Origin of the sequence: Dyadobacter sp. BHUBP1 (genome assembly GCF_050587785.1) — a bacterium.
Lineage (GTDB): Bacteria > Bacteroidota > Bacteroidia > Cytophagales > Spirosomataceae > Dyadobacter.
This window is the reverse complement of the sequence record NZ_JBOBIH010000006.1, coordinates 142,302-156,208: the sequence shown is the minus strand read 5'-3', so window position 1 is coordinate 156,208 and position 13,907 is coordinate 142,302. Positions and strand designations below refer to the sequence as shown.

Here is a 13,907-nt window from a genome sequence, read left to right as displayed (position 1 = left end):
AGCCGGATAATGAAATAATGTATATACATATGTACATATAAACTATATTTAAGGAAAATTGGACAGCGGATGAGAAACACCACTCTGATTTTAGGGATAATCTGGTCTTGTCTCGGATACGCGTCCGGGCAAGCACACACAAGCGTGTGCGAACTGAATGTGAACGAATTCACAGCTTCGCCGGCGCCGGAGTGGTCGGACCTGTTCCTGCGAAAATCGGGCTGGTTGGGCGGCGATGGTATATTTGCGATCCCGTTTTCCGGACGCGATACCCAGAAGGAGGACAGCATTCTTTTCCTTTTCAGTGATACCGTCCTGGGGGAAATTGATGGGGCTGCGCTAAAACCAGGGTTCTCGCTGGTAAACAATTCGGTCGCATTGTTGCGTGGGAAATCACCCGATCCGGACAAAATCGCATTCCGGGTTGCAAGCGGCGGAGAAGGGTATCGCGCCGTATTTATCCCGAAATCCGACAAACCCGACAAGGATACCTATTTCTGGCTGGGCGACGGGTTCGTGAATCCGGACGCTGGCAAAGACCTTTTCATTTTTGCTTACAAAATCACCAACACACACGATAATTCACCATTTCCGTTTAAGGAAACGGGAAATTCGGTGATCAGGGTACCAGTCGGCAGCCGTTTCCCTTATGCGGATCACGAGCAATTTGCGCTGCCGTTCAACGACTACCATGCCGGCGGGGAAACGATTTCGTTTGGTGCAGGCATCTATAACAATAGCCGGGCAGCCGGAGAAACCTCGCCCGATGGCTTTGTTTACATTTATGGCGTCAAGGGCTCCACCAAAAAACTGGTGGCAGCAAGGGTGAGACCCGACCGGCTCACAGTGTTTGATCAATGGGAGTTCCGGGGAGAGAAGGGCTGGTCGAAAGACGCAGGGGCGGTTGCAGCTTTAAGCGACTCGGTTTCGAACGAGCTAAGTGTGAGTATGCTGGCGCCTGGTAAATATGCATTGGTGTATCAGCTTGGCAGCATTTTCCCTGAAATCTGCATGCAGATCGGGCCAACGCCTTATGGGCCGTTCGGGCCGAGGATTGTATTGTATAAAACGTCCGCGGATATCCGCGACCCCGACCTGTTTACCTACAATGCCAAAGCGCATCCTGCATTGTCCTCCCGGGGCGAATTGCTCATTTCTTATAACGTCAATACTTTCAAATTTCTGGAAGTATTGCCCAAACAACCCAATCTTTATCGTCCGCGCTTTGTGCGGATCCAATTTAGCCAAAGCTCCAAATCAAAATAGAAATGCCTTCAAATTACGATAAATATCCCTTTATAGAAGTAAGCAAATCATCCGACATGTGCTTTGTGGGCTGGGACGGTATTTTTGGGCAGGTAGCGCGCTTTGTCCAGGAAGCCAGCCAGCCGAGGTGTGTGATCTGCGTGGATGTGTATCACGGGGTCGATACCGGTCCGATACGGGAAGCTGTCGGGCGGCACATGCCCGCGGCCGCGGTAATCCATACAGGCGATGTGCTTAAAAGCGTGCCCGAGATCGGGGCGATGGTATACCCGTTCGTGACGGATGATCAGGTCTTCGGGAAAATGAATGACCTCGAAATGGCCGACTTTTTTGATACCGACCAGTTGCAAAAGGTTCGTGAGCAGATTCACAGCATTGCCTCGGGGATAGTCGTCGTTTATGGCGAGGGTGCCGCCCTTTTTGCGGATCCCGATCTACTTATTTATGCTGATCTGGCGCGCTGGGAAATCCAGAAAAGAATGAAACGCGGCGTCGTCGGCAACTTCGGTATGGATAATGCGGACGATCAATTTGCATTGAAATATAAACAGGGCTATTTTCTCGATTGGCGGGTGTTCGACCGCCATAAGCTCCTGTTTTTTGATAGGATAGACTTTTTCATCGACGCCTGTAAAGAGGACGAACCCAAAATGGTGAATGCGCAGCTTTACCATCAAGGACTGGACATAGCTGTCAGACGGCCGTTCAGGGTTGTTCCGTTTTTCGATCCGGGACCGTGGGGAGGGCAATGGCTTAAAGAAGTCGCTGACCTGGATCGGGGGGAGGTTAACTACGCCTGGGGATTCGACTGTGTTCCCGAAGAAAACAGCCTGCTTTTCAAATTTGGTGAGTGTGTTTTCGAGCTGCCTTCGATCAACCTGGTGCTTACCCGGCCGCGGCAATTGCTCGGCAAGCACGTTTACGGTCTTTTTGGAGCCGAGTTCCCGATCCGTTTCGATTTCCTCGACACCATGGATGGCGGCAACCTGAGCTTGCAGGTACATCCTACGCGGCAGTACATCAAGGAGCATTTTGGCATGGATTACACCCAGGACGAAAGTTATTATTTTCTGGAAGCCGGTCCGGATGCCTGCGTATATCTGGGCACTCGCAGAAATGTGAAAGCGGCGGATATGATTGCAGAGCTGGAAAAAGCCCAGAGCGGGTTGGAGGATTTTGATGCGGAGAAGTACGTTAATAAGCTGCCTGTCAAAAAGCATGACCACATCCTGATCCCGGCAGGTACGGTCCATTGCTCCGGCAAGAATGCGGTTGTCCTCGAAATCTCGGCTACCCCCTACATTTTTACCTTCAAACTGTGGGACTGGGGCAGGCTGGGCCTCGACGGCAAGCCGCGGCCGATCAACATCGAGCATGGTAAAAACGTGATCGATTGGAGCCGGGACGAGGATTGGGTGAAAGAAAACCTCTTCAACAAGGTCGAACAGATTTCGGTAAATGGCCATTCGATGGAAGAATCGACGGGGCTGTTCAATACCCAGTTTATCGAAACCAGGAGGCATTGGTTCGACAGCAAAGTGACCCATTATACCAACGGTAATCTGAACGTAGTCAATCTCGTGGAAGGTGATGAAGCTGTGGTGGAAAGCCCTGATGGTCTTTTTGAGCCATATGTAATCCATTATGCCGAGACGTTCATCGTGCCTGCGGATGTTGCGTCGTATACAATAACGCCGTCGGGAAAGAGCGTAGGAAAGAAATGCGCCACGTTGAAAGCCTACGTTAGAAAATAGAAATTTCGTTTGTCCGAATGTTAAAAAGAGCAACACTATTGATTTTGACGGCGCTGGCTTTGCCGGCTCCGGCGCAGAAAAACACGGCCGATCATCCGAAGGTCACGGACATCTGGTTGGTTTTCAAGACTCATTTCGATCTAGGTTTCACCGATTTGCCCGAAAATGTGTTTCAAAGATACCGCGGCGAAATGATGGACGGAGCGCTGAAAATAATCGATGATAATGCGAAGCTGCCGCCTGAAAAGCGTTTTACCTGGACTGTGCCCGGCTGGCCGCTCAGCGAGCAAATCCTGGGACCGTTGCAAACGCCCGAGCGCAAGCGAAAAATTGAAAAGGCGATCCGGGAAGGTGCAATTGCCGTGCATGCCTATCCGTTCACGACGCACACTGAATCGCTCGACTATGAAGACCTTGTACGCGGGTTGGGATTTTCATCAAAAGTAGCGCGGACTTATGGGGTGCCGTTGCCCATCAGCGCCAAATTGACCGACGTACCCAGCCATTCGTGGGTGTTGCCGACGTTGCTGCATCACGCGGGCGTAAAATTTCTTCAAATGGGCTGCAATCCTGCCAGTCAGTACCCGCGGGTACCGCCGCTGTTCTGGTGGGAGGGTGCCGACGGTTCGCGGATATTATGTCAGTACACGGCACTATATGGGTCGGAAATTAAACCAGGTGCCGATTGGCCTTGCCGAAATTACCTGGGAATGATCATGACCAATGACAATGAAGGGCCTCCGGCAAAAGAGCATCTGGATGCTATTCTTAAGAAAATTGCAACCGATTTGCCGGGAGTAAAGGTGCATTTGGGCACGCTGGACGATTTTGCCCGCGCTGTTTTAAAAGAAAACCCGGAACTCCCTGTCATCAAGGGGGATATGCCGGACACCTGGATACACGGCGTTCTGGCCAACCCAAAGGAAACAGGGACTGCAAGGCGAGTTCGGCCCATGGCCCCGGCGCTTGAAGGCCTGAACACGCAAATGAAGATATGGCAACTGCCGGTCCAGCCGGTTTCAGAGCAATTGGCGAAAGCTTATGAGCAAAGTCTTTTATACGCCGAGCATACCTGGGGAATGAATGCGGAATACGGGCCGCGTTACAGTTATGGTGAAGACTGGAAAAAATGGATGCGCGAAGCGGAGGCCGAACCAATCCCAGCGAATGGTGATTATCCCCTGTTAAAGAATAGCTCCGCCCGGCACCCCGAGACGGGCAGCAAGCGAAAATGGCTGCATTCCTATGACGAGAAACGGCAATACATCATAAACGCTGCACAGATCGTGGAGGGCCAGCTGAGCAATCACCTCGAACTGCTGGCCAGGTCGGTCGGTATGGAGGGAAAGCGGATGGTCGTGTACAATCCGTTACCATGGAAGCGGTCGGGAATGGTGGAGGTTCCCTGGAAAAAGGGGACATACTTTCTGGCCCGGGATGTGCCGGCGTCGGGTTTTGCGTCGTTTTCAGAAAAGGAAATCGGGCAGGCCACCGGCGCCGCGAGCACACTTTCTGTATTGGAAACACCTCATTTCAGCGTGGTTTTTGATCTGAAAAAGGGCGGGATCTCATCACTCGTTGAGAAAAAGAGCGGTAAAGAGCTCATTGACACCAGCCAGGGATATGTGGCGGGGCAGTTTCTGCATGAACGATTCAGCAGCAATGAGGTTGGGGCATGGTTTAACCAATACAGCCGAATTAAGGAAGGGTGGGGGCTTAACGACCTGGGAAAGCCCGGGATGGCCGACGCGGCGCAGGTTCCTTATCTTGCGTCAACTCCGCAAAACTGGCACGTCAATATTGCCAGTTCCGATGTGGCTGACGTCGCAACATTAACGCCGAAAGATACCCGGGGCCTGGCGAAAGGTTATCAGATCGTGTTCTCATTCCCAAAGCATGAAGGTTACATCGATGTGGAATGGTTTGTAGATTCCAAAACGGCTGAAAAGCATCCGGAAGGTGGCTGGTTATGTTTCCCGCTGGTGGTGAAAGAGCCGGTTTTTACAGTTGGGAGGCTCGGAGGAATGGTCGATCCATCGAAGGATATTGTTGCCGGTACCAACAGATACCTGATGGCGGTTAACTCGGGAGTGGCCGTAACCGGAGCGGACGGTTCGGGTGTAGGCCTTTCCCCGATCGATTCACCGTTAATCAGCCTGGGCAAGCCGGGCCTGTGGAAGTATTCGGAAACCGATATGCCCCGAAAAGCTGCGGTATTCATCAATCTTTACAATAATATGTGGAACACCAATTTCCCGCTCTGGCAGGATGGCTCATGGAGTGAAAAAGTGAGGATTTGGGGAATTGACGGGAAGACGAAGGCGAACCAGGATCTCGTGCGTAACGCGTGGGAAGCGCGGCTGCCGTTGCTCACCGGGGCTGCCGATGGTCCCAAAGGCCACCTTCCAACCTGGCAGGAGGGGTTGGCCGTTTCAAGAAAAGGTACCTTAGTGACTGCATTTGGCGATAATCCGGATGGCGCAGGAATCGTTTTACGGCTATGGGAGCAGGCAGGCGAGGCCGGGGATATTACAGTCTCTTTTCCCGAAAAATCGAAATTTGCAAAAGCTACTCCCGTCAACCTTCGCGGAGAGGTGGTGGGTAAGCCTTTTTCTGTTACAGATAACAAGCTCCGTTTTTCCCTGGGGGCATACCAGCCCGCGAGCTTTTTGCTCGAATAATGCCTCGTTGGTTACAGGACTTTGAAGGGTTCGTCGGGCTTAATATTTCCGGGCGTGGTCAAAATTGCTATTTTTGCTTTTGTCTATCTGCAATCCGTCAATATGAAATTTAGTATCGATCACAAGAGTCCTGTTCCTTTGCATATCCAGGCAGAGAACTTATTACGCAACATGATCAACTCTCCGGAGCATCTGGATGGGAAGTTCTTGCCGAATGAGGTGGAGCTGGCAAAGCGGTTGGCCATTTCCAGGTCGACCCTGCGCCAGGCACTCAATAAGCTGGTGTATGAAGGACTGCTTATCCGGAAAAAGGGGGTCGGTACGAAAGTGACGGAGCCTGTAATTAGTTCAAAATCAAAGAACTGGTTGAGCTTTACGCAGGAGATGAATGCGCGCGGGATTATCGTCAAGAATTTCGAGCTGCATGTGACCTGGGTGACGCCCGACGAGAAAATTGCCAACTTCTTTGATATTGGCACCGATAAAAAGGTGTTGAAATTAGAGCGGCTCCGGGGTAAAGCCGAAGGGCCGTTTGTCTATTTTATCTCCTATTTCCATCCGAGAGTAGGACTTACTGGCGAGGAGGATTTCAAACGGCCATTGTACGATATTCTTGAAAAAGACCATATGGTGGTCGCTACGCTCTCGAAGGAAGAGGTGAGCGCGATTGCGGCCGACAAGTTCACCGCTGCGAAATTGGAAGTCGAACCCGGAAGTCCCATCCTTTTTAGAAAACGTTTCGTGTTTGACCAGGGCGAACGGCCTATCGAATACAATATCGGCTACTACCGTGCCGACAGCTTTGTATATACAGTTGAAAGCGTAAGAGAGTAGCCGGCATAATCTTCAAACTTATATGGGAGCCACAAGTCCGGACATTGCCGGATGGGTGGCTCCGTTTTGTTAACTGTTATCCTGCACCTGCTTCCCATTTTACTTCGCATTGGCAACGGACTATCGAAAAAGGTCAAAGGAGTATTAACTGACGACGGTAATTGTAGATACATTTACCGCCCTTCTGCACGCATAGTTCTACGGATTTTCACTTTTTGTAAAACAGCGTTTACTTATAAAATTCATACAAAATCAATGAATTATTATTTCCGATAATATTTGTATGTTCGATTATATGTTTATATGTTTGTACATATTAAAGTATCATTACGGATAATATCATAAGTGAGTAACGTGAGCCCTGCTCCGATGGCTATTGTATTGCTTCTATTCTAAAAGAAGCGATACAAGAGGCTCGAAAGGAATGCCTGGTGAAGCATTGCTGATGGGAGACCGCATGCAAGCTATCCGGAATGTATTGACGTTTATTCATTACCGTTGCATATATCATCAGCAAACCCCAAGAATTTTCGATCATAACCCGCAGGTGTTCCTACCCGCAGGCAGGGACTTTATTAATTAAACTTTCCATTTATGAGACCAAAACTACTGACTGAAAATGGGCACGGTGCGTCGTGTACCCTATGGGGGATTGCGTTGATGGGGTTTCTCGCCCCGATGGCGTGGGCAAATGCCGGTCCGCTCAGTCGCGCCCCCGGCGTACCGACTACCGGCGAACGGACATCCGGTATTGCCGCACATGCTGCACACCGAAGCCGGGCCGAACAAGCCGTTTCCGGGAAGGTTACGGATGAAAACAATGCCGGGATACCGGGCGTCAATATCCTTGAAAAAGGAACCAACAACGGCGTGGTGTCCGATCAGGACGGGAATTACGCCATCCGGGTGAAGGATGAGAACAGTGTGCTGGTTTTTTCTTACATCGGTTACACGAGCAAGGAGGTCAAGGTTGGCTCGCAGTCGACAATCGCGGTGAAGCTGGATGTGTCACCCCAGGAGCTGAACGACGTGGTGGTGGTAGGTTACGGCACGCAGAAACGGTCCGAACTGACCAACGCCGTTGTGCAGACAACCGGTGCGGAGATCAAGAAATCCAATGCGGTGTCGCTGTCCAACTCGCTTGCGGGCCGTATGGCCGGGGTGTATGTGACGCAGCGGAGCGCTGCGCCGGGTTTCGACGATTCACAGATCCTCGTGAGGGGCGCCAGTACGTATCGTAACACTTCGGCGCTGATCGTAATCGACGGAGTAGCCAACGCCGATCCCGACGGTCTAAACCGCCTCGACCCCAATGATATTGAATCTATTTCTGTGTTGAAAGACGCTTCTGCGGCTATTTACGGTGCGCAATCGGCAGGAGGGGTTATTCTTGTTACGACCAAAAGAGGGACTACCGGAAAGCCCGCATTCGACTTTTCTACGACACAATCATGGCAATCACCGACGATGAAAGTGAAGTCGGCTGATGCATTCCAGTACATGAAGGTACTAAACGACAGAAGAGCGCTGGAAGGAACGCCCCCCGACTTCCCCGATGCATTGGTCGAGGCATTCAAGACCGGCCAGCGCAGGCCGGAGAACTGGTGGAATGCCCTGATCGGCCCGCCCGTGAGGCAAACACGTTACTCGCTCACCATGCGGGGCGGGACCGACCGGGTGAGGTATTTCTTGTCGTTGGGTACGGCTTCGCAAGGTGGTATCCTGCGTGGCGACACCAAATCGAAGCTGCGGCAATACAACGTGAGAAGTAATATTGATGTAACTGTAACCAAAGACTTTGAAGTTGGCCTCGATCTTTCGGTTCGTGAAAAATATACCCAAACGCCCCAGGGCGGTCCCGGCGGGGAAGTGGGCGCGCTGGCAAGTACCAGTCCGTTGCAGGAAGCCTATATTGGTGGAGACTACCGGTATCCAGGTGAAGGATGGTCGCATTTGAACCCGGCTGCACGGCTGCAAAGTCCGGGCTACCGCAGATACAAGGCCGATGTGGCCAGCGGAACGCTGCGGGCCAAGTATAGCATCCCGTTCGTGAAAGGATTGGCGCTCGATGGCTATTTGTCGCTTGTCAAAACGGTGGATTACAATAAGCAGTTTAACTACGTATGGCCTTATTATGAGCGGGCTCCGGATGGATCTATCGTAAAAAAGCAATCCAGAACGGTGGAGGACATTGGTCTGCGGGAGGACTTCAAACAAAGTTTGCGTACGACCGGAAACGTGAAACTCTCGTACGCCACGACGTTCGCCAGGGACCATAAAATAAGCGCATTTGTGGCCTATGAGCAGATGAGCTATAACGACAACCTGTTTTGGGCACAGCGCCTTGGTTACGATTCGCCGCTCATCGACCAGCTTTTTGCCGGAAGTACCAACCGGGCGAACTGGAATAATGATGGTACCGCCACGGAATCGGGCCGTCAGAACTTTTTCGGTCGTGTGAGCTATGACTTCAAGGAAAAATACCTCTTTGGTTTTAGTGCGAGATACGACGGCTCTCCGATTTTCCCGAAAGAGACCCGTTTTGGATTTTTTCCGCAAGTCTCGGCTGGGTGGGTGATCAGTAACGAAGCATTTATTCCTAAGAATGTCATCAGTAATCTGAAATTGAGAGCATCCTGGGGGCGACTGGGTAACGACCGGGTGAATCCGTTCCAGTACATCGCTGCCTATGGCTATGACGCCGGTTGGGTAGTGAATGGGGTGGATGCCCGCGGGATTGCCGTGAAGTCGACGCCGAACCCGAATATCACGTGGGAAGTGAGCGAAAAGACCGATTTGGGTCTGGAAGCGGCATTTCTGAATAACCGCCTGACGTTCGAGGCCGATATTTTCAAAAACAAAACTTCCAATATTCTCGGCAGAAGGCAGGCTTCGATTCCCAGTTATACGGGTTTGATCCTGCCGGATGAGAACATTGGTAAGATGAACAGCCAGGGTATCGAATTGCAGGCGGGCTACCGGCACAACTTCTCGAATCTCACGCTGCGTATCAACGGAAATATCTCATATAACAAAAACGAGATTGTCTATTTCGATGAAACCCCTCAGGCCGAGCCTTATCAGAAGCTGGAAGGGCAGCCGTTCGGCTCGCGCCTGGTTTACAAGGCCATCGGCATTTACCGGACGCAGCAGGATCTGGACAACAGCGTGAAATATCCGGGCGCGACTTTGGGTGGGCTGATTTTTGCCGACCTGAACAACGACGGTAAAATCGACAGCAACGACCGTTACATGTTCAATACCACTAATAATACCGATGCTACTACCGGGGTTACGACGATTTTCCCGAGTACGCAATATGGCGTGAGCGTAGGATTGAACTACAAAGACTTCGACCTGACGATGTTGCTGCAAGGCCAAAGTGGCGCTAAGTTCCGTTTGAGCACGGGATTCAACTCCGGTGCGGGAGGTAATGGTCTGGAATACGTAGCGCTGAACAGTTATTCCAAAGAGAATGTGAATGCCGAACTGCCGATGATCGCTCCGACCGGCCTTGCCAATTCGGATAGCGATTTCTATTACCGCAAGGCAACCTGGATGCGCATGAAAAACATGCAGCTGGGTTATACGCTTCCCAAAAGCCTGCTTTCGAAAGCGAGGATTACCGCTCTACGGATCTATGTTTCAGGGGATAATGCATTCATGCTCTTCAATTCGCTTAAAAAGTATGGCAATGGTGACCCTGAATTCCTGAGCGGAAACGGTGGTGCCTATCCTAATATGAAGACCCTGAGCTTCGGCCTCAATCTTACTTTCTAATTCAGATAACCTATGAAATATTTAGTTATAAAAAATCAGGTAATGAAGCGGGCATTAACGATGTCGGTCGTCGGCATCATTGCTGCGGCTACTTCCTGTAACGTGCTCGACAAGAAGCCGCTGGACGCGATATCGGATGAGGCGGTATTTAATGATGCGGTTTTTCTCCAAAACTATGTGTACAACATCTATAACGGGATCAAGCCGCCCTGGGCGCCTGGTACCGGTGGCTATGATGCGCTGACGGACATAGCCGTGAACCAACCCGAAACCCATGAGCGTTCGGCAGGTATCCGCAACTACATTGAAGGGAATATGACCGCGGACAATGTTTCGGATCTGGCCGCGATGCAGGATGGCACGCCGCTTTGGAATTATGAATACGGCTTTATCAGAAAGGCAAACGTATTTTTTGAGAATATCGAGAAATCGAGCATTCCCGCCGATAAACTGGATCCCATGAAGGGCGAAGTACATTTCCTGCGTGCATGGATGTATTTCGAATTAATGCGAACATTTGGTGGCGTACCCATTATTACAAACAGTTTTCAGCTGAACTCGGAGAGCTTTGATGTGCCCCGGAATACGTTCGATGAATGCGCGAAGTTTGTATTGGAAGAGTCGGATAAGGCTATCGGATTTTTGAACGGGGTGCCGGTCAATACCGGCAAGATCAGCAAAGCGGCTGCCATGGCGCTCAAAGCGAGGGTACTGCTTTTTCTGGCAAGTCCGCTCAACAATCCTTCCAATGATATGGCTAAATGGAAAGCCGCCGAAACGGCTACCAAGGCCGTTCTGGACCTGGGATTTACACTGCACCCCGAATATGCAGCGCTGTTCAAAAAGCCCTTGAAGACGGATGAGACCATTTTCGGGAAGTCGTTTACGCCTGCTACCCGGATACCCGGCTGGGGGTACAATTACGACTACTGGCCCAGTGGTTTCGACGCGCAGCAGCGGATTGTACCGACGCAGAATTTTGTAAATATGTTTCAGATGACCAACGGCGAATATCCCTATCTGGCCGACGGCGTGACGGTGAATGCGGCTTCGGGTTACGACCCGCAGAAACCGGAGAAAAACCGCGATCCGAGGTTCTATGACGCGGTGATTTATCCCGGAGCAGGGCCGCTGAATATCGTCGATGGTTCGAAAAGTACTGAGCGTTTGTACGAATATTGGGAAGACGCCAATCCCAACCCTGACAATGCGCCTCCTTATATCAATCCCAATAAGGTTGATCCTAAAAATGGCCAGAACCTGTTCGATTTCGGCCGCGATTCGAAAACCTATTGGGTAAAAGGCCTTACACCTTTCCATTGGCGGGTTCAAACGGGCTACACTTTCAAAAAGACCGACGATTTTGTCGGGCCGCGTGCGAGCTTTGATTATGACTATAACCAGGTAGTCGTGTTCATGAGGTTGACCGAGTTTTACCTGAATTACGCCGAAATCCAGATAGCGTTGGGTAATGAGGCTGTTGCGAGGGAATACATCAACAAGGTTAGAAAGCGGGCGTCGGTAAATATGCCCGATGTCAAAAGTACCGGCGCTGAGCTGGTGAGGGTATACCGGAACGAAAGGGCTATCGAGCTGCACTTGGAGGATTCCCGCTTCTTCGACCTTATGCGTTGGAAAGCGGCCCCTGGGAATGTGGATATCGCGGTCAGAGGCCTTACGAAAGTTACCATGGACTGGACCGGTGCCAAGCCGGGGGATGCTTTGGGGAAATTATCCTATACCTACGGCGTAATTCCCGAAGCCGAGGTACGCAAGCCGTGGAAAGGCGACCATTACTATCTGTTTCCGATCCCAAATACGGAAATCCGGAAAAGCAATGGCGCGCTTAAACAGAATCCTGGCTATTAATCAGGCACAAATTCTAATAGAGTGAATTAGTAAATAGTTGAGGTATTTGGGACCAATGGCGGGACATACCCGCCATTGGTTTTTATAGACGGTTTCAATAAAAACTCGTGCTGCGCACGTGCGGAAAGGGTTCGGCAGCTGGCAGGAATGAGCCTTCTAGTGTATGTGTATTGTGTATTTTAATATGTATATACATATCATACATATTGGCTTAATTTCGACAAAGAATTTCTGTTTCTCTTAGAGCTTGTAGAAGTAAAACACAAAACGATATCTGATATTTATTTTGTAATTAATTTAAAATCAGCTTGTTATATCCTGAATGTGTTATTTTTGTATGTTGATTTAATGCAACTTTTTTGACTGTTAGTGATATGTTTGTATATTTGAACATATATTACAAAGTCCCTTATGGAAGCGCCAAATGTAAGTCTGGGGTTGGATGTCGGAGGAAGTCATGTTACGGCCAATGTCGTGGATATGTCTTTCACCGGAGAGCGGTCGCTTTCGATGGTGCGAAAGGAAATAGATAGCTTCGGCGCTGCCTCGGAGATTGTGGCTGCGATCGCCGATTGTATCATGGAGGCGCTCGCGGGCAGGGAGCCGGTTGCCGGAATCGGGATCGCATTTCCAGGGCCTTTCAACTATGCCAAAGGGATTTGTACAGTCCTTCACGTAGGTGGGAAGTTCGAGCGCATGTTCGGGCTGCACCTCGGGCAGGCGCTTAAAGATGCTACCGGTATGCCCGATACTGCGTTCCGATTTTTCAATGATGCGCATTGTTTTGCGATTGGCGCTTATGCGCGGAATAGGCTGGAAAGTAAACGAACCGTTTTCCTTACGCTAGGATCGGGTTTCGGATCGTCGTTCATGGAGAACGGTGCGCTGGTGACACATCATAACGCATTGCCCGGGTCGGGTGCATTCTACAATGAGCCTTTCGGGGAATCCATTGCCGACGATTATTTTTCAACGCGCTGGTTCCATCATGCCTACAAGCAGGCCACCGGGCAGGCTAGCAAGGATGTTCGTGAACTGGCTGAAATGGACTCGGAAGTTTCGAAAGGCATATTTCATGAATTTGGTGCCAACCTGGGCAGGTTTTTGCTTCCATGGCTGAAAAAGTTCGGATGCGATGAGCTGGTGATCGGCGGCAACATCGCGAAAGCAGGTCATTTGTTTCTCAATGCACTAGAAAACCAGTTGAAACCACTTGATTGTAAAGTACGTGTGGTTCTTTGTGATGATACCGAAGCATGCATCCTGACGGGCGCCGCCTGCCTGGCGAACCGGGAAGGAGAGGCCTCTGACAATGCTGTTGAGAGCACGGACCCTGCATTTGATACCGGTCTTCTGGTCGAGCGGCTGCGTCATGAAAAGACAGCGGCGATCGATGGTTTTGAAGTGCGTTCGTGGGAATTTGTCCGGCAGAAGCTGCATGCGGCGCTGACAGCCGCCGGACGGAATGTGCTTTGGTACGACATAGACGCCTGTCTTAAAACCCCTGCCGCCGATGAAAGGCATTTGGGGGACGGATTTCATTCATTAGATGATCAGAAAATGAGGGTGCTGCGCCCTGATACTTCCGCGGATTTGTGTATTGTTTACGGCACTGGTGCTGCTTTGTGCGGTTGGGAGGGAAAGCTGGTGAACCTCGATTCCGACCTTGAAATGAAACCCGTCTGCTGATCGAAAGCTGACATTGAAGAAAGCCCTTAATCGA

At 50.7% G+C, this 13,907-nt stretch carries 7 protein-coding genes; all 7 read left to right on the top strand.

Features of this window, described 5'->3' with window-relative positions; translation table 11 throughout:
- Positions 1–69: 69 nt before the first annotated feature.
- The 7 genes from ACQ4MZ_RS22765 to ACQ4MZ_RS22735 all read left to right on the top strand — a co-directional run bounded on the left by ACQ4MZ_RS22765 (position 70) and on the right by ACQ4MZ_RS22735 (position 13,873).
- Positions 70–1,266: a DUF4185 domain-containing protein gene (locus ACQ4MZ_RS22765; protein ID WP_430848828.1), complete on the top strand. Its 1,197-nt coding sequence runs from the start codon at positions 70–72 to the stop codon at positions 1,264–1,266.
- A 2-nt stretch (positions 1,267–1,268) separates the two neighbouring features.
- Complete coding sequence (locus ACQ4MZ_RS22760; RefSeq protein ID WP_430848826.1) at positions 1,269–3,020, top strand: class I mannose-6-phosphate isomerase; 1,752 nt, start codon at positions 1,269–1,271, stop codon at positions 3,018–3,020.
- A 17-nt stretch (positions 3,021–3,037) separates the two neighbouring features.
- Positions 3,038–5,701, top strand: a complete 2,664-nt coding sequence (locus ACQ4MZ_RS22755) for a hypothetical protein (protein ID WP_430848824.1) — start codon at positions 3,038–3,040, stop codon at positions 5,699–5,701.
- A 102-nt stretch (positions 5,702–5,803) separates the two neighbouring features.
- Positions 5,804–6,535: a GntR family transcriptional regulator gene (locus ACQ4MZ_RS22750; protein ID WP_430848822.1), complete on the top strand. Its 732-nt coding sequence runs from the start codon at positions 5,804–5,806 to the stop codon at positions 6,533–6,535.
- Between the two features lie 594 nt (positions 6,536–7,129).
- On the top strand, positions 7,130–10,315 hold the full coding sequence (locus ACQ4MZ_RS22745; protein WP_430848820.1) for a SusC/RagA family TonB-linked outer membrane protein: 3,186 nt from the start codon (positions 7,130–7,132) through the stop codon (positions 10,313–10,315).
- Positions 10,316–10,327: 12 nt separating this feature from the next.
- Positions 10,328–12,184 carry a RagB/SusD family nutrient uptake outer membrane protein gene (locus ACQ4MZ_RS22740; RefSeq protein ID WP_430848818.1) on the top strand — a complete coding sequence of 619 codons (1,857 nt, stop codon included), beginning with the start codon at positions 10,328–10,330 and terminating at the stop codon, positions 12,182–12,184.
- Positions 12,185–12,595: 411 nt separating this feature from the next.
- Positions 12,596–13,873, top strand: a complete 1,278-nt coding sequence (locus tag ACQ4MZ_RS22735; RefSeq protein ID WP_430848816.1) for an ROK family protein — start codon at positions 12,596–12,598, stop codon at positions 13,871–13,873.
- The last annotated feature ends 34 nt before the right edge of the window (positions 13,874–13,907 follow it).

Coding starts and splice junctions, on each gene's coding strand:
- ACQ4MZ_RS22750 (WP_430848822.1), top strand. CDS start 5,804: ATGAAATTTAGTATCGATCACAAGAGTCCTGTTCCTTTGCATATCCAG.
- ACQ4MZ_RS22755 (WP_430848824.1), top strand. CDS start 3,038: ATGTTAAAAAGAGCAACACTATTGATTTTGACGGCGCTGGCTTTGCCG.
- ACQ4MZ_RS22760 (WP_430848826.1), top strand. CDS start 1,269: ATGCCTTCAAATTACGATAAATATCCCTTTATAGAAGTAAGCAAATCA.
- ACQ4MZ_RS22740 (WP_430848818.1), top strand. CDS start 10,328: ATGAAATATTTAGTTATAAAAAATCAGGTAATGAAGCGGGCATTAACG.
- ACQ4MZ_RS22735 (WP_430848816.1), top strand. CDS start 12,596: ATGGAAGCGCCAAATGTAAGTCTGGGGTTGGATGTCGGAGGAAGTCAT.
- ACQ4MZ_RS22765 (WP_430848828.1), top strand. CDS start 70: ATGAGAAACACCACTCTGATTTTAGGGATAATCTGGTCTTGTCTCGGA.
- ACQ4MZ_RS22745 (WP_430848820.1), top strand. CDS start 7,130: ATGAGACCAAAACTACTGACTGAAAATGGGCACGGTGCGTCGTGTACC.